We start from the raw sequence: 15,460 nt of genomic DNA, 5'->3' as shown, positions 1-15,460 counted from the left end.
TATGGGTAAACGGGTGGCGAATCGTTGATTCGCGTGACATGATTCGTAAAGCCACTGATTCGCCCATGTATTTTGGGTGTATCGCAGGAACAGATTTCGGATGAGGAGTGCCGGATGGCCGCTAAGGACAACGACGATCAAAAAACTGATGTCTCTGAACAGGACGTTGGTTTGGACATGAGCCAAGCGGCGGTCAAAAAGATGATCGCGGAGGCCCGTGAAAAAGGCTACATCACCTACGACCAGTTGAACAAAGTGCTGCCGCCTGATCAGGTCAGCTCTGAACAAATCGAAGACGTGATGTCGATGCTCTCCGAAATGGGCATTAATATTATCGAAGACGAGGAAGAAGAAGAAGCGGCCACAGCTGGTGAATTGGTGAAAACCGATTCCAACCGCGATGTGACCTTGGCCTCATCTGACACAGAAAAACTGGATCGCACCGATGATCCCGTGCGCATGTATTTGCGTGAAATGGGATCGGTCGAATTGCTATCACGCGAAGGCGAAATCGCGATCGCCAAACGGATCGAAGCTGGCCGCAACACGATGATCGCGGGTCTTTGCGAAAGCCCGTTGACGTTCCAAGCGATCACGATCTGGCATGACGAGCTTTTGACCGAAGACATTCTTTTGCGCGATGTGATTGATCTTGAAGCAACCTTTGGCACAGGTCTTGACGGCGAAGGTGACGAACCCGTCGTCTCTGGTCTTGGCTCCGTTTCACCTGCAACGGCTGCTGCCGCTGCGGCTGCAAAAGCTGCGGCCGCCCCAAAGCCTGCTGAGCAAGAATTAGACGCTGACGGCAATCCACTTGCCCGTGATGACGATGACGATGATGATGAAGACGAACAGGCAAATATGTCTTTGGCCGCGATGGAAGCCGCGCTGAAGCCGACTGTTTTGGAAGTTCTCTCAAACATCTCAAACGACTTTGCACGCCTGTCTGAAATGCAAGATTTGCGGATGTCCGCGACCTTGAACGAAGACGGGTCTTTCTCGCAGGCTGAAGAAGACGAATACCAAGCCTTGCGTGCAGAAATCGTTACTTTGGTGAATTCTTTGCACCTGCATAACAACCGTATCGAAGCTTTGATCGACCAGCTTTACGGCATCAACCGCCGTATCATGTCGATCGATTCCAATATGGTGAAACTGGCTGACCAAGCGCGGATCAACCGCCGCGAATTCGTTGATGCCTACCGTGGCGACGAACTGGACCCAACTTGGCTTGAGCGTATGGGCCAAAAGCCCGGTCGTGGTTGGTCTATGTTGCTTGAACGGTTTACGCCAAAGATCGAAGAGCTGCGCGGCGAAATGGCTATGGTTGGTCAATACGTTGGTGTTGATATCTCCGAATTCCGCCGCATCGTTCAACAGGTGCAAAAAGGCGAAAAAGAAGCGCGCTCTGCCAAGAAAGAAATGGTCGAAGCCAACCTGCGTCTCGTGATTTCCATCGCGAAGAAATACACCAACCGTGGTCTTCAGTTCCTTGATCTTATCCAAGAGGGTAACATCGGTCTGATGAAAGCGGTCGATAAGTTTGAATACCGTCGCGGGTATAAATTCTCGACCTACGCCACATGGTGGATCCGTCAGGCCATCACGCGCTCTATCGCTGACCAAGCGCGCACCATCCGTATTCCTGTGCACATGATCGAGACGATCAACAAACTCGTGCGCACGGGCCGCCAGATGTTGCACGAAATTGGCCGTGAACCGACACCAGAAGAATTGGCAGCCAAGCTGCAAATGCCTTTGGAAAAAGTGCGCAAAGTGATGAAAATCGCCAAAGAGCCTATCTCTTTGGAAACCCCGATTGGCGACGAAGAAGATTCACAACTCGGCGATTTCATCGAGGACAAGAATGCGATCCTGCCTTTGGATTCCGCCATTCAGGAAAACCTCAAAGAAACCACCACACGGGTTTTGGCTTCACTTACCCCGCGCGAAGAACGCGTCTTGCGGATGCGTTTTGGTATCGGCATGAACACCGATCACACGTTGGAAGAAGTCGGCCAACAGTTCTCGGTCACCCGCGAACGTATCCGTCAGATTGAGGCGAAAGCCCTGCGGAAATTGAAGCACCCAAGCCGCTCCCGCAAGCTGCGGAGCTTCTTGGATCAGTAGCACCGATGCGGTGCAGCAATGTTCAAGTGATTTGAAATTTAAACGCCTCCCTTTTGGGGGGCGTTTTTTATCAGGGCAAACTTATTTTAGCTGTTTGGCCTGGGTATTGTGCTTTTTCTTTTTGATACCACTTGATACCGATGTTTATGTTTATACCGAACCTTATAGATAGAGTGCGAATGTTCTGATACGCTCTTTCGGCATCTAGGCCTTGAAATGAAATCCCTAGTGACTCAATTAGGTAAATACTTTTTTGTTGTGTTGTTGTTTGCAAAATCTTGATTTGTAAGAGATTATCCAAGTCGACTATTTTTAAGCCTTTGGAACTTGCGGCATTTATTACATCGGCCAGTATGTAATTCCAGTAAAGTCTAGGTCTGAGGGATGGCTTGCCTTCAATTTCGACATAAACTGGCTTCGTCTCGGTGAGGCTGATTTCATCGTTTGCACCGAATAAGTGTTCTGTGTTGGAAGAACTTTTCGCCGTTCTGTAATCTAATAACTCTCTGATAATTCGATCTAAAACGAGTTTCGGCTCAGTTTCTACAAAGGCAATAGCGTCATCTTTTAAAAACTGAAAAGCATATTTGCTAATGTTTATGGAGGTCATCTGTTTCTCCTTTTGAGATGATTCTGTTAATTCGTAACCTTTTGTATCAATCTGTAATAGATTTTGCAAGATTTAAATTGATACGAATTCTTACAGGATGTCTTTGCGCACTAATTACATCTCTTGCGTTCTTTATTTTGGCACGGCAAAATCACCCCAAAAGGAAAGCCTCACCATGTCCATTCTCTCAAAACTCTTCGGCTCCAAACCCAAGGCTGCACAGGTGGATGCGCCAGCTGGTAAAGGCACTTCGGTGGATCACAAGGGGTTCAAAATCACGCCGCAGCCGCTTAAGGCCGAAGGCGGATACCGTATTGCGGGCGTGATTGAAAAAGACATCGACGGTGTCACAAAGACCCACAACATGGTGCGTGCTGATACCCTGTCGGATTTAGACGATGCCAAGCAAGCCACGCTGCAAAAGGCGCAGGTCTTTATCGACCAAATGGGCGACCGCATTTTTGACTAAAGCGCTCGCCCCAAAATCTTGTTGAGTGGATTTTTCGCTTAGCTGTTCAATGCTGCGCGCAGTGTATCGCGCAAAGACACTGTGGGGCGGCCCAGCAAACTGGACAGGGTTTTGCTGTCGTCAAACAGCCAGCCGTCTTTCGACACAGCATCGGCATTGGCCAAAAGATCGGCCATAGGGGCGGGCAGACCAGCACCTTTGAGCGCTTCGGCGTATGCTGCTTCGGGCATATCGACATAGGCCACATCTTTGCCAGACAGATCCGAAATGGTTTGCGCGTACTCGGCGTAGGTAAAGACCTCGTCGCCCGCAAGCTCATAGGTTTTGCCCTCATGCTCTGCGCCAGACAAAACGATGGCTGCGGCTTCGGCGAAATCCGCGCGGGTGGCGGGGGCAAATTTCGCATCGCCTGCAGCCCCGAAGTGTTGACCCATTTCAAGGATTTGCGGCAGCGCCATCAGATAGTTTTCCGTATACCAGCCATTGCGCAACAGCGTAAAATCCAGACCAGAGGCGGCAAGCGCCTCTTCGGTGGCTTTGTGCTCTGGGGCAAGGCCGATTTGGCTGTCGGCGGCTTTTAGGATCGACGTATAGGCCATGAAATTGACGCCTGCCTCTTTCGCAGCAGCGATCACATTCAAATGCTGCGGCACGCGTTGGCCCACTTCGGACCCAGAGATCAGCAACACACGGTCGATGCCCGCAAAGGCCTTGGTCAAGGCGGCGGGGTCATCATAGCTGGCGACCCGCGCATCAATGCCTGTGGCGCTCAGTGCGGTTGCAGCGTCATCGCGGCGCACGAGGCCCGTGATGTTTTCAGCGGGGACAAATTTGCGCAAAGCATCGATGGTCAATGCGCCCAATTGGCCTGACGCACCTGTCACGAGGTATTTGGTCATGGTCTTTTCCTTTGGTCTAAAATCAGGTATAGGTCTCAGTTAGAGACTGCTTGCTGGTTTGAAAAGGAGGCAGTTTTTTATACCCAAGGAACATAGAGGTAACCGCATGCGTGATATGAGCCTAAGCAAACGCGAAGAATGGGATACGATGGGGTTTAACCCGCACAATTGCCCCATCAGATCGGTTTTGGATCATGTGGGGGCCAAATGGACGGTGTTGATCTTGTTTGAATTGCAGCAAGGCCCACAGCGGTTCAACGCCTTGGGGCGCGCCTTGCCTGATATTTCCAAGCGCATGTTGACCCAAAGCCTGCGCAGTCTGGAACGCGACGGATTGGTAAAGCGCGAGGTCTTTGACACCAAGCCCCCCAGCGTGTCTTACAGTTTAACCGATATGGGTGTCTCATTGATGCAGCCTTTGGTGGGGCTGGTGAATTGGGCGGAAGATCAGATGACAGCCGTCAAAGACGCACGCGAGGTCTATGATGCGATCAATGTCTAGACTGGCGCATATGCTGTTTAGCTGCGTGGGCGTATTTGCTGGTATGGCTGCCCTTCCTGCTTTCGCGACTTGCGCAGGCAACCAAAGCACTGTGTTTTCTTGCGAGATCGGTGTGAAAACTGTCGAGCTGTGCCTGACCCCTGATGAGAGCAAACTGACCTACCGATTTGGCGCAAGCACCGCGCCAGAACTGGAACTCACCCGCGCGTTTGGCGATATCACCATGAGACCTTGGAACGGCATCGGTCGCGCCATTTGGGAAGAGGTCACCATACACAAAGGGCAGTTTTCCTATGCCGTTTTTCAGTCTTTTGACAAAACCGATCAAGTGATGTCAGCGGGGCTATCCGTCCATCGCGGTGAACAGGTTTTGGCGTCTTTGTCCTGTGATGGTGAGCCCAAGGCGCAAGGGGTTTTCGAACTCGACACAGTCACCCAAACGATGATGGATCAGGGATTTTGCCGTGATGGCACATCCGATCCCTTGGGGCAGGGCGCCTGTGCCGAATAATCAGATCACCGTTTTCAGCGATAGTCAGGAGGCCCGCGCATGAGCCACACCACATTCGAAATAACAACCCATGGGGCTGGGCTCTATGAATTTACGGCCCAGCTTGCCGCATGGGTAAAGCGCCAAAACATGGCTGAGGCCGCATTGACAGTGATGGTGCAACACACCTCGGCCAGCTTGCTAATCCAAGAAAATGCAGACCCTGAAGTGCAAACAGATCTACAGGCGTTTTTTCACCGCCTCGTGCCGCCGACAAGTGACCCAAGTATGGCCTATCTGACACATACCTATGAGGGGCCCGATGATATGCCAGCCCATATCAAATGCGCTATGTTACCGACAACTCTCACAATTCCAATCATTTCAGGACGTATGGCGCTTGGAACATGGCAAGGAATTTACCTTTTCGAACATCGCACAAGGCCGCATGCCAGACGGGTCGTGGCCCTGTTGCGCTGAGTCTCTTTAGCAACGCTCTTGCACGCTATATTTAGTGTTGAATTTTCTATCTACCCAAATTGTGCGGCGCGGCCTATAGTGGCTGTGGATAAGTGGGACAAAGATCCTACAGACAGAGGCAGTAAACATAGAAAAGGGGACGCCATGCGCTGTCCGTTTTGCGGGAACGTAGATACTCAAGTTAAAGACAGCCGTCCGGCTGAAGATCACGCGGCCATTCGGCGGCGCAGGTTTTGTTCGGCTTGTGGGGGTCGTTTTACCACCTATGAACGCGTGCAACTGCGCGATTTGGTTGTTGTAAAAACCAATGGTCGTCGCGAAGATTTTGACCGCGATAAATTGGAACGCTCCATCCGTATCGCCACCCAGAAACGTCCGATTGAACCAGAGCGTTTGGATCAAATGATTTCTGGCATCGTGCGGCGTCTAGAAAGCATGGGCGAGACTGATATCCCCTCTGCTAGCATCGGTGAAATCGTGATGGAAAGCCTCGCGCGGATTGATACAGTGGCCTATGTGCGCTTTGCATCCGTCTATAAGAATTTCCAAGCCGCTGATGATTTTGATAAATTTGTCAGTGAGTTGCGCCCAGATATCCCATCTGACGAGTAAGGCGTGATGTCAGATATTGACCACATGCAGCACGCGCTTGCTTTGGGCGCGCGGGGCTTGGGCCGCACTTGGCCCAACCCTGCTGTGGGCTGTGTGATCGTCAAATCTGGTCGCATTATTGGCCGTGGTTGGACGCAAGATGGTGGACGCCCCCATGCAGAGGCCATGGCCTTGACGCAGGCGGGCGATCAGGCCCAAGGGGCAACGGCTTATGTCACTTTGGAACCTTGTTCACATCACGGCAAAACTCCGCCCTGCGCGCAAAGTCTGATTGACGCAGGGGTTTCGCGTGTGGTGGTCGCAGTTGGCGATCCTGATCCGCGCGTCAATGGGCGTGGTCTTGCGCTGTTGCGCGATGCGGGGATCAGTGTTGATTTTGGTTTGTGTGAAGACGCAGCCCGCGCCGCGCAAATCGGATTTTTAAACCGCGTCACTTTGGGGCGGCCCATGGTGACACTCAAACTTGCCACCTCATGGGATGGGCGTATTGCAACGTCCATGGGTGAAAGTCAGTGGATCACAGGGCCATTGGCGCGGCGGCGGGTACATGCCATGCGCGCCACCCATGACGCGGTTTTGATCGGTGGTGGAACAGCGCGTGCGGATGACCCTAGTCTGACGGTGCGCGGCCTTGGTATTGATCATAAAACCGTGCGTGTGATCATGTCGCGCGCATTGGATTTACCCCTTACAAGTCAGCTTGCCCAAAGCGCAAATGATCACCCTGTTTGGATCATTCACGGCCCAACAGCCGATGCTGATTTGAAACGTATTTGGACTGACATAGGTGCAAATCTGATCGAAGTCCCTGTTGTTGCAGGAAAACTTGATGCAGATGCCGCGCTGGCCGCTTTGGGGGCTGCGGGGCTAACGCGGGTGTTTTGCGAAGGAGGCGGTGCGCTCGCGGCCTCTTTGTTGCAAAACGATTTGGTGGATGTTGTGGCGCAATTTACCGCGGGTCTTGGACTTGGGGCCGATGGTTTGGCGGGGCTTGGATCCTTAGGCGTGACACGTCTCGCACAGGTGCCGCGCTTTGTACCGCAAAGCTGTGAACAGCTTGGCGCTGATGTTTTCACCCTTTGGCAACGCGCATAATTACCGATCCAATCCTAAAAAACGCGCTCTGAACTGTCGTAGTTTTGACAGGGCATTTTGCGCCCATTTGCTGCGCCCCATTGGCCCTGAAGCTAAGAGTTCCACGGCGTCTTCCACTGAAATTGCCGCCCCCGTAGCGGGATCAAAATAGCGCGGATAATCAATCAAAGCGGCATGGGCCAAGCCCAAAACACTGGGGCGCGCCCCGCGTCGTGCAGGCACTGTTCCCAGATCCGTTGTGAGCCCCCAACCTGCGTAGAAAGGCGCGCCTGTGCAGGTGACGGGCTTACCGCGTATCAGGGCTTCAAATCCGATCAAAGACGTCATCGTCCAGACTTCATCACAGGCCTCAATCAGCGCTATCGGATCTGCATCATGGGCGACCACATCGGCGTATTCAGTGGCGTTTTCGACCTTGCCACGGCGCAGGCGCGCCTCAACATCAGGGTGGGGTTTAAACACGATCACAGCCTGTGGATGTGCGGCCCTTGCGGCTTGCAACAGTCCCAAGTTGGTGCAAAGACTGCCGGCCGCCAAAAGGATCGAGGCATCGTTTTCAACCTGCCCCGCGACCAACACTTTATAGCCCTTAGGCAGAGTAATGGTTTGAGATTCAACGTTATATTTGCTCAGTCTCAGGTGAATAAGTCGATTGATTAACGCGTCGATACGCTGCTTTGCATGGGGCGCAAGCGTACAAGATTGATGGACCAGTGCCTCAAGGCGTGAGGCATGTGTGGGGTCAAAATACTGGCCCAAATCATCACAGATCAAGGACAAAGGGCGCACCAGCGCAGCGCCTAAGCCACGCGAGCGCAGAAAACCATCTTCGACACGCAGATCAACCGTCGCGTCTGTTCGCGCGCCCCATGTCATATGCCGCGCGCCTTGATTGCGCATGTTTTGAATTTTGCTGTCGGAATTGGTGAATGTGATTGCATGACTGCCGAAAAAACGGCGCAGGTGCCGCCTTTTCCAAAACAACATATTTGAGGCGACATAGCCGTGGCGATCTTCCATTGCGGCGCGGTGTCTGGCGTCAGCACGGGCAAGGGCGGATTCTGGGCTGCACAGTGATTTTGTGTTGGGGTCAAACCACTTACAGTAATAGTACATTGCGCCCGCGACCAATTGTGCCCGCGTCAAACTGCGCGATCGGCGTGCAATCGGGGTGTGATCCTGCGTCAGCCCCCAGCCCGCATACCAAGGTCGGCCAAACACATGAGGTTTGTGACCTGCCAAAATGGCATCAAACCCTAAAGGAGAGGACACCGTGTACACGGCAGTGGCGAATTCAAACAAGTGCCACGGGTTCGCAGGCTGCGTAAACAAAGTGACATTGGGCGAAGAATCCGCACCTTCGAAATGGCCTGTGATCGCGCCATTTTCATCCTGATTGGGGGTGAAGACGATGATGTCGGCATGGGGGTGTGCCTCATGTGCCAAGACCAACATTTCACGCAATTGATCCGTCGCTTGCGGTTCTGGCGGCAGGCATGGGTCGTTTTGAGGTTGGTCCAAGACCAGCACAAATGGAACCTTTGGGGTCTCAATATCGGCGGCTTGAACGGGATTCTTACACAATTGCAACATACGGAGGTGTTCAGCCAGATTGCGTGCACGCTGCAAGATCGCCGCATTATCTAAAGGGGTTGTCGCAAGGATGAGCTCAAGATCACTGGGGTGATCCGCATTATGAACAGAGCCACGGGTATCAATTGTAATGCCCAAAGGGGCAGGGCGCACCACTTGGGGGCAGGGCTGATCGGGGATAAAGGCAGCACCAATCCACAGACCTTTTTCGTCTTGCGGTGGGGCCACTTCAATCAGGGCCAGCGCGTCATCCCGCTCTGGCGTTTTACGGTGAGGGGTCCATCCTGCGGCGCTCAAGATCTGTTTGATCTTGGGAATACGCGCAATCGAGGGGTTTGATAGCAAAACCCGCCCAGGCTGATGGGCCTGGACGGAGGAATGTAGATCATCAATGTTCATCTGTCGCGCTTATTGGCCGAGGTCACGCAAGCTGTCTGCTGTGCCAATCGTACCCGTAATTGCGCTGAGTGTTTTGCTCCATTGAACGAATGGCGCTTCGGTCACGTACACAGTATCGCCATCTCGGATCAAGAAATCACGTGCCAAGAATAGCCCGTTTGGTTCGGTCAAGTTCAACACATAAATCAAGCGCTGGGTGCCGATCAAATCGTCGCGGCCCATGACCTGTTTCGCGATTTCATCAGTTTCGTTGCGCAAGACAAATACACCTGTCGGATCGGCGCTATTGGTTTGCAAACCACCCACTTGGGCAATGGCTTCAAGCGCGGACAATGTACGTGTTTCAAAGGGAACACGGCTTTGCGCACCTGTGGCACCGAGAGCTGTAAAGGACCGTTGGTCCGCTTCAACCAAAATGCGGTCGCCATTGCGCAGAGCAATGTCATAGCGCGGGTATTGGAACAGATCGTCAAACCAGACGGACCCTGTTTTGCCGCCACGGATCACTTTAACCTGTGCCAAGGATGGCTCAACCGACACACCGCCTGCTTGGGCGAGCATCGCAGTTAATGTGCGTGTTGGGCGTTCGATTGCGTAAACGCCTTGGCCGTTGATTTTACCAGTGATAGAAACTGTCGCGCCGTCACCCGCTGCGCGTGTGACCATGACCTGTGGATCAGGGGTTTGCGCGTCAAGTTTTTCGGTGATGATGCGGCGAATTGCTTCAGGGCTGTTGTCCGCAGCTTTAATGCGGCCCGCGTATGGCACAAAGATAAAGCCCGCGCCATCCACTTGGACTTCGCTTAGAACTGTCGCATTCGCCCCTTGGCCCGCCAATAGGCCGTCATCCACGTTTTCCCAGATTGTCAAAGACAGAACATCGCCTGCGCGAATGGTGTCAGACCCAACGCTGGCTGCGCCTGTGAAATCTGATGAGAAGCCTAGAGATGGAGCAACACCTGCCGCTTGGTTCACGCGGTCAGTGACAGACACAACAAACGAATCGCCTTGTTCAAGAACAGAGCCTGAAAAGATTTCTTTTTTGTTGGGACCAGAGCGAGGCAATCCACAGGCGGATAAGCTTGCCACAATGCAGAAAATCGCTGTGGCGCGCAGGGTGCGCGACGTAAATATGTTCACTGCTCGGTCTCCTTATGAGCGATATAATTGCTCTTCTTTTGTCAGCACTTTACCTGTGTTTCGGTTGAAAATCTAGTGAAGCTGAACGGGATTTTTCCAGAGTTAAGAATGTGTTGCAGGGCTGCTGCGATAGCGCAGGGAATGTGGTGATTGTGTCTTTTTCGGCAATATGTAGTGGCTATTTTGACACTTGCAAAGGTAGGCGGGGTGGCGCTTTGCCTGACACCAGCGCCTCATAGGGGGCGTCTTCGGCCAGCATCATATCGACAACAAGGCGCAAAAGTTGCCTGCGACCCGCGGCTGAATAATAGCCGCCAGGCACTTGGCTGGTTTCCAATAAAAACTGGCGATAGAGACCGTAAGCGCGCTTATTGGGGCGGACGGCTTGCTTGAAAAAGGCATCCAAAGGTTGGCGTGAGACGAATTCTGGTTTGTCATAAACGGCGACGCCAAAGACCTTAAGCGGCAGACCGCGCCACAAGACCTGTTGGCCTGCGGTGGAATTCACGGTGACAGCCGAGCGGGCAAAATTGAGCAAGCCGGCGAGTTTCCCCCCCCGCACGTAATGCACGCGATTTCCCACGCCTCTTTGTTTTGCGATGCGGCGCACCTCGGATTTCAAATTGCGCCTGTCGGTTTCCAAGGGATGCGCTTTAAACACTAAGTGGTGGTGGCTGGGGGCGCCTGCTGAAAAACCGTCGATCACATCGGAAATGAATTCTGGCATGGTCTCATAGGGCGAATGCACCTGAAAGCTTGTGTCATGTTCAAGCTGCAAAAGCGCGATGTGATAGGGGTAGCCGCCATTTATGATCCTTCGAGTTGACCACGCGCGGCGCAAAAAGTGACTGGGCATCAAAATCAAGCGTTTGAAGTACAGATAGAATTCACGAAAGACCGACAATTCACGATGACGTTTGAAATGCTTAAAGGCGCCATTTCGAAACATGACGAACCAATGATATAAAGCGCCATAAAAGATATGATGTTTCATATCACCCCAATGGGCGGGCGCTTCGATATTATCACGGTCTGTATTGGCCAAAGCGGTGCGCATATCATCGACGCTTAGTTTCATCAGGTCGGAATTGCCGTTTGATCCGCCGCGTTCATAGGTGCACCAAAAGGGGCGCAGGTAACCTTCTTCGAAGACATGAATGACAAGGCCCAAGGATTTAGCGCGCTCGACAGCCATGGCATGCATCGGGCGTGTATCGCCGTATAGAACGATGTCAGTCACACCTTTGTCTCGCACCAAAGCTTCAAATGTGTCGGGCCAGTCTTCAGGTTTGCTTGTAAAAGGAATGAAACTTTTGGTGGAAAACCAAAATGCGCGATCCCCCGCGTTAAAGCCGACACGCCATGTTTGCGCGCCCGCTGCGCGCAGCATTTTTCCAAGCTTCCAAAAGAAAGGTCCATGCGGGCCTTGAAGCATAAGGAAAATACGTGTGTCTGATTTGCTTTGCGTCATTCTGCTCAATACGAAATTTAAGTTAAATTTTTCTAATGAAAGACCAATGCTTTGTAAATTGGGCAGATTTATGACGCCAAGGAAACAAAGGCGAGGCTGAAGCGCGGCACTGGGCTTGAAAGCGAGGGGGCACAGGGATAGGTCTAAGTCAAATTTAGTCACGGAGACGCGCCATGTTTACAGGGATCATTACAGACATCGGTCAGGTGTTGGATATGAAGTTTGAGGGCGACCTGCGGGCAAAGATAGGGTGCGCCTATGATGTCGATGGCATCGACATTGGGGCATCTATCGCGTGCGATGGTGTGTGCCTGACTGTGATTGCCCTTGGCGACACATGGAATGGTACAGCGCAAAACTGGTTTGATGTGCAAATTTCAGCCGAAAGCATTGGGCTGACCAATATCGCCACATGGGCCGTTGGCACGAAAATCAACTTGGAGCGCGCTTTGAAAGTCGGGGACGAATTGGGCGGACATATCGTGTCTGGCCATGTGGATGGTCTGGCGGATTTGATCGAAATGCAAACTGAAGGTGACAGCACCCGCATGACATTCCGCGCGCCTGAACATTTGGCCAAATTCATAGCGCCCAAAGGCTCTGTCGTGCTCAACGGCACATCTTTAACCGTGAATAAAGTTGATCACTGTACTTTCGGCATTAACGTGATTCCGCACACCCAAGAGGTGACCACATGGGGCGCTGTCAAAACGGGCGATAAGATTAATTTGGAAATCGACACAGTGGCGCGCTATGTGGCGCGCTTGCAAGATTGGGGCAGCTAAATCATGAGCGATTCATCCACGCCACATATTTTGGATCTGCCCAGCTTTGATGATCCTGTGAAACTTCTGATTGTGGTCGCCCCCTATTTTAAAGACATCGCTGATGATCTTTTGGCTGGGGCTAAGGCGACATTGGATCAGGTTGGTGCGGGCTACGACGTGATAGAAATGCCCAGCGTCGCAGAGCTGCCCACAGCCATTTCTATCGCGGAACGGATGTCGAATTTCGATGGCTACGTGGCGCTGGGCTGTTTGGTACGCGGCGAAACCAGCCTGTTTGATACCGCCTCTCATGATTCGTCACATGCTTTGCAGATGATGGGCCTGTCTGGGCTATGTATCGGCAACGGAGTACTGGCTGTCGACGAAAAATCGCAAGCGAAAGCCCGTGCAACGATAAAAGGCGCGAATAAAGGGGGGCAAGCGGCCGCTGCGGCCTTGCATCTTGTCGCGCTTTCCCGCAAATGGTCCCGTCCGAGCAAGGGCGTTGGCTTTAATACTGGCGCGATCCGCCTTGCAGGCAAAGACACAGGACCAAATATCGCATGACCGATGACCACGCACACTTAAAGCCGCCTTCAAAGCGCGACATGAAATCCGCCGCACGTCTTTACGCGGTGCAGGCGCTGTTCCAAATGGAAGCCTCGGACATGACGGTGGATAAAGTGCGCCGTCAGTTTTATGACCACTTCTTCGGTTTGGAAACACTTGAAGAAGGTCAGTTTATTGATGGCAATGCGGATCTGTTTCACGAGATTACTGAAACGGCTGTGAACGAGCAGGTGAAAATCGACCAAATGACAGATCGCGCTTTGGTCGCGAAATGGCCATTGGGTCGCATCGACAGCACGTTGCGCGCTTTGTTGCGTGCGGCAGGGGGTGAGCTTTTGAAAGGCAACACACCACCAAAGGTCGTGATTACCGAATTTGTTGATGTTGCCAAGGCATTCTACCCCGACGGAAAAGAGCCAAAATTTGTAAATGCAGTTCTGGATCACATGGCGCGCGAGGCACGCCCTGAGTCGTTTTAAAGTCGAACGCGACTTTGCACCCTAAAAACAGATTTAAAAACATTCAAAGCGTGGCGATTTCGTCACGCTTTTCTTGTCTTTGCAGGGGTGTTGATCACCATTTTATCACGCTTTAATCACAGTCATGTGAGGGCGGTTTTCTGTGCGAAACAGCACAGGTGAATCATTTAAGTTACTGATATTATGTTTCTATTGATCTTCTCACTACCTAAAATTTATTTCCTTAATAAATTCAGGCTCGCCTTTGTATTGAATTTGTCAATGCGTTGCCTTTATCGACTGGTCTCTCAAACTTGCGCTCTGTGCCGTAGTGTCACAGCACACTAGGGAGAGAAATATGACTAAATTTTTGACGACATGCGCAGTCGCCGCATTGGCACTACCTGCAGCATCCTTCGCGGATGTGACTACGGGAGGAGAAGTGTACCTTGGCTATGGTAACCTCGGCATCCAAGGGGATGGGATACTTAGCGAAGTCAGCACCTTTGTCGCAGGCGATCACACGCTCGACAACGGCTTTGTTCTTGAGTTCAAGGCAGAGGCAACTTTGCGCTCACATCAATCTGAAATCGGCGGCCTGGACGACGACAATATCGACCTCAGCATGTCTTTGGATATGCAATCAGCTGGTAAGTTGTCATTCACCACTTTTAACGAGAGCGGATACCCTTGGGCAACGGGTGAGATCAAAGACCGCGGATCATATGCTGTGTTCCCAACTGTGCGCAAAGCCTACCAGCCTGTGTTTGACACAGCGACAATCGGCGGCGTTGTGACAGATCGCGAGATGATGTTCAAATACGAGAACCGCTTTGGGAAACTTGGCTTTGAATTGATCACAGATCCAACACGTACATTCGGGTCCACAACTGATTTGGATGACGATGAAATTCCAACATCTGAAATCAAACTGACATACCCAACTGAATTCGGTATCTACAGCATCGAAGCCAACGACATCAAAGATGTCCGCGCGCAGGTTGTTTTGCCACTACCAAAAGCGGGTGTCACCCTTATCGCCAACCATGAATGGCACGGTGAGTCAGATCGCACACGCACACGTTTGACTGGTATCTACCGAGCCAAGAACATGGGCGCATTCAAAGGCGTCTTCCTAACTCATGGTTTCGATCAGGACGACAACAACAAAACTATTTTGAGCACCAACTGGGGTGGTGATAAGTGGAATCTTAAAGTCGCAGCCGATAGCGATGGCGATTACGCGCTTGAAGCCGGATACCAGATCACGGACTCTTTGAGCCTGCTTGCTGGCTACGACAGCGGATATGAAAATACTGGCTTCATTGGTGATGGCCATGATCCAGCTGCTTCACCGCCCGCGTCAGCACCTGCGCGTGATGAAGCATTCGAAATCGGTTTGAAACTCACGTTCTAAATCGCCAATTGAATGCATCAGTTAGGCCGACCTTCTCGTGGGGGTCGGCCTTTCTCATGTTTGGATCGGTAATTCTAACCGCTCCGCAGGCACAAGCGGACAGGGGCATGCATGTGAATGCCGTACTGCGCTTGATCAAATTGTACAGTGAAAAAGTGGCGGGGGACCGCAGCAGCCGTAGCAGCGCGTTGCTCCCGAAGCCTGATATTATCAGGTGGGCGCCAGGTAATTGGACCAGGATCCAGACAGAGCCAGCTCCCTTTCGGTTGCTTAAGGCCACCGGAGTCTTGCGCCCATATGTACGGACCGAGCAGATCCCGCCACTGACCTAGCTAGTGCTTGTGCACAGGGCTTGCAA

16 protein-coding genes are annotated in these 15,460 nt (G+C 52.2%); 11 read left to right on the top strand and 5 right to left on the bottom strand.

Annotated elements, in window-relative coordinates:
- Nucleotides 1–114: 114 nt before the first annotated feature.
- Nucleotides 115–2,130 carry an RNA polymerase sigma factor RpoD gene (rpoD, locus tag EDD53_RS05560; RefSeq protein WP_123792168.1) on the top strand — a complete coding sequence of 672 codons (2,016 nt, stop codon included), beginning with the start codon at nt 115–117 and terminating at the stop codon, nt 2,128–2,130.
- A gap of 70 nt (nt 2,131–2,200) precedes the next feature.
- Here rpoD and EDD53_RS05555 read toward each other — a convergent pair whose 3' ends face one another.
- Complete coding sequence (locus tag EDD53_RS05555) at nt 2,201–2,740, bottom strand: T4SS efffector SepA family protein (RefSeq protein ID WP_123792167.1); 540 nt, start codon at nt 2,738–2,740, stop codon at nt 2,201–2,203.
- Nucleotides 2,741–2,915: 175 nt separating this feature from the next.
- Here EDD53_RS05555 and EDD53_RS05550 point away from each other — a divergent pair, with 175 nt between their 5' ends.
- On the top strand, nt 2,916–3,209 hold the full coding sequence (locus EDD53_RS05550; protein WP_123792166.1) for an HlyU family transcriptional regulator: 294 nt from the start codon (nt 2,916–2,918) through the stop codon (nt 3,207–3,209).
- A 38-nt stretch (nt 3,210–3,247) separates the two neighbouring features.
- Here the strand turns inward: EDD53_RS05550 and EDD53_RS05545 are convergent, their stop codons facing one another.
- Nucleotides 3,248–4,108 (bottom strand): SDR family oxidoreductase, encoded by an 861-nt coding sequence (locus tag EDD53_RS05545; protein WP_123792165.1) that lies wholly within the window; start codon nt 4,106–4,108, stop codon nt 3,248–3,250.
- Nucleotides 4,109–4,223: 115 nt separating this feature from the next.
- Between EDD53_RS05545 and EDD53_RS05540 the strand changes: the two genes are divergently transcribed.
- The 5 genes from EDD53_RS05540 (at nt 4,224) to ribD (ending at nt 7,287) form a co-directional block, all read left to right on the top strand.
- The gene (locus tag EDD53_RS05540; RefSeq protein WP_246002225.1) at nt 4,224–4,610 is read left to right on the top strand and encodes a winged helix-turn-helix transcriptional regulator; all 387 of its coding nucleotides are present in this window, start codon (nt 4,224–4,226) and stop codon (nt 4,608–4,610) included.
- The gene (locus EDD53_RS05535; RefSeq protein WP_123792163.1) at nt 4,603–5,121 is read left to right on the top strand and encodes a hypothetical protein; all 519 of its coding nucleotides are present in this window, start codon (nt 4,603–4,605) and stop codon (nt 5,119–5,121) included. Before EDD53_RS05540 ends, EDD53_RS05535 begins: the two co-directional genes overlap by 8 nt.
- 39 nt (nt 5,122–5,160) lie before the next feature.
- Nucleotides 5,161–5,580, top strand: coding sequence for a secondary thiamine-phosphate synthase enzyme YjbQ (locus EDD53_RS05530; protein WP_123792162.1), 420 nt, complete (start codon nt 5,161–5,163; stop codon nt 5,578–5,580).
- 144 nt (nt 5,581–5,724) lie between these two features.
- A complete protein-coding gene (gene nrdR / locus EDD53_RS05525) occupies nt 5,725–6,192 on the top strand; it encodes a transcriptional regulator NrdR (protein WP_123792161.1) in 468 nt (155 codons plus the stop codon).
- A 6-nt stretch (nt 6,193–6,198) separates the two neighbouring features.
- Nucleotides 6,199–7,287, top strand: coding sequence for a bifunctional diaminohydroxyphosphoribosylaminopyrimidine deaminase/5-amino-6-(5-phosphoribosylamino)uracil reductase RibD (gene ribD / locus EDD53_RS05520; RefSeq protein WP_123792160.1), 1,089 nt, complete (start codon nt 6,199–6,201; stop codon nt 7,285–7,287).
- Here ribD and EDD53_RS05515 read toward each other — a convergent pair whose 3' ends face one another.
- The 3 genes from EDD53_RS05515 to EDD53_RS05505 all read right to left on the bottom strand — a co-directional run bounded on the left by EDD53_RS05515 (nt 7,288) and on the right by EDD53_RS05505 (nt 11,890).
- Nucleotides 7,288–9,279: a capsular polysaccharide biosynthesis protein gene (locus EDD53_RS05515; RefSeq protein ID WP_123792159.1), complete on the bottom strand. Its 1,992-nt coding sequence runs from the start codon at nt 9,277–9,279 to the stop codon at nt 7,288–7,290.
- A gap of 9 nt (nt 9,280–9,288) precedes the next feature.
- Nucleotides 9,289–10,419, bottom strand: a complete 1,131-nt coding sequence (locus tag EDD53_RS05510; RefSeq protein WP_123792158.1) for a polysaccharide biosynthesis/export family protein — start codon at nt 10,417–10,419, stop codon at nt 9,289–9,291.
- 178 nt (nt 10,420–10,597) lie between these two features.
- Nucleotides 10,598–11,890 (bottom strand): capsule biosynthesis protein, encoded by a 1,293-nt coding sequence (locus tag EDD53_RS05505; protein ID WP_123792157.1) that lies wholly within the window; start codon nt 11,888–11,890, stop codon nt 10,598–10,600.
- A 173-nt stretch (nt 11,891–12,063) separates the two neighbouring features.
- On the opposite strand from EDD53_RS05505, the gene EDD53_RS05500 reads away from it, so the two are divergent.
- The 4 genes from EDD53_RS05500 (at nt 12,064) to EDD53_RS05485 (ending at nt 15,102) form a co-directional block, all read left to right on the top strand.
- Entirely contained in the window at nt 12,064–12,675 is a 612-nt protein-coding gene (locus EDD53_RS05500) for a riboflavin synthase (RefSeq protein WP_123792156.1), read from the top strand.
- Nucleotides 12,676–12,678: 3 nt separating this feature from the next.
- On the top strand, nt 12,679–13,224 hold the full coding sequence (locus tag EDD53_RS05495) for a 6,7-dimethyl-8-ribityllumazine synthase (RefSeq protein ID WP_123792155.1): 546 nt from the start codon (nt 12,679–12,681) through the stop codon (nt 13,222–13,224).
- On the top strand, nt 13,221–13,706 hold the full coding sequence (nusB, locus tag EDD53_RS05490; protein WP_123792154.1) for a transcription antitermination factor NusB: 486 nt from the start codon (nt 13,221–13,223) through the stop codon (nt 13,704–13,706). Before EDD53_RS05495 ends, nusB begins: the two co-directional genes overlap by 4 nt.
- A 337-nt stretch (nt 13,707–14,043) precedes the next feature.
- Nucleotides 14,044–15,102: a porin gene (locus EDD53_RS05485; RefSeq protein ID WP_123792153.1), complete on the top strand. Its 1,059-nt coding sequence runs from the start codon at nt 14,044–14,046 to the stop codon at nt 15,100–15,102.
- Nucleotides 15,103–15,460: the final 358 nt, after the last annotated feature.

Source organism: Pacificibacter maritimus, assembly GCF_003814915.1.
In the GTDB taxonomy this organism is placed as follows: domain Bacteria; phylum Pseudomonadota; class Alphaproteobacteria; order Rhodobacterales; family Rhodobacteraceae; genus Celeribacter; species Celeribacter maritimus.
This window is presented reverse-complemented; position numbering and strand designations above follow the sequence as displayed.

Excerpts from the sequence above, each read along its gene's own strand:
- rpoD (WP_123792168.1), top strand. The coding sequence starts at position 115 with ATGGCCGCTAAGGACAACGACGATCAAAAAACTGATGTCTCTGAACAG.
- EDD53_RS05555 (WP_123792167.1), bottom strand. The coding sequence starts at position 2,740 with ATGACCTCCATAAACATTAGCAAATATGCTTTTCAGTTTTTAAAAGAT.
- EDD53_RS05550 (WP_123792166.1), top strand. The coding sequence starts at position 2,916 with ATGTCCATTCTCTCAAAACTCTTCGGCTCCAAACCCAAGGCTGCACAG.
- EDD53_RS05545 (WP_123792165.1), bottom strand. The coding sequence starts at position 4,108 with ATGACCAAATACCTCGTGACAGGTGCGTCAGGCCAATTGGGCGCATTG.
- EDD53_RS05540 (WP_246002225.1), top strand. The coding sequence starts at position 4,224 with ATGAGCCTAAGCAAACGCGAAGAATGGGATACGATGGGGTTTAACCCG.
- EDD53_RS05535 (WP_123792163.1), top strand. The coding sequence starts at position 4,603 with ATGTCTAGACTGGCGCATATGCTGTTTAGCTGCGTGGGCGTATTTGCT.
- EDD53_RS05530 (WP_123792162.1), top strand. The coding sequence starts at position 5,161 with ATGAGCCACACCACATTCGAAATAACAACCCATGGGGCTGGGCTCTAT.
- nrdR (WP_123792161.1), top strand. The coding sequence starts at position 5,725 with ATGCGCTGTCCGTTTTGCGGGAACGTAGATACTCAAGTTAAAGACAGC.
- ribD (WP_123792160.1), top strand. The coding sequence starts at position 6,199 with ATGTCAGATATTGACCACATGCAGCACGCGCTTGCTTTGGGCGCGCGG.
- EDD53_RS05515 (WP_123792159.1), bottom strand. The coding sequence starts at position 9,279 with ATGAACATTGATGATCTACATTCCTCCGTCCAGGCCCATCAGCCTGGG.
- EDD53_RS05505 (WP_123792157.1), bottom strand. The coding sequence starts at position 11,890 with ATGACGCAAAGCAAATCAGACACACGTATTTTCCTTATGCTTCAAGGC.
- EDD53_RS05500 (WP_123792156.1), top strand. The coding sequence starts at position 12,064 with ATGTTTACAGGGATCATTACAGACATCGGTCAGGTGTTGGATATGAAG.
- EDD53_RS05495 (WP_123792155.1), top strand. The coding sequence starts at position 12,679 with ATGAGCGATTCATCCACGCCACATATTTTGGATCTGCCCAGCTTTGAT.
- nusB (WP_123792154.1), top strand. The coding sequence starts at position 13,221 with ATGACCGATGACCACGCACACTTAAAGCCGCCTTCAAAGCGCGACATG.
- EDD53_RS05485 (WP_123792153.1), top strand. The coding sequence starts at position 14,044 with ATGACTAAATTTTTGACGACATGCGCAGTCGCCGCATTGGCACTACCT.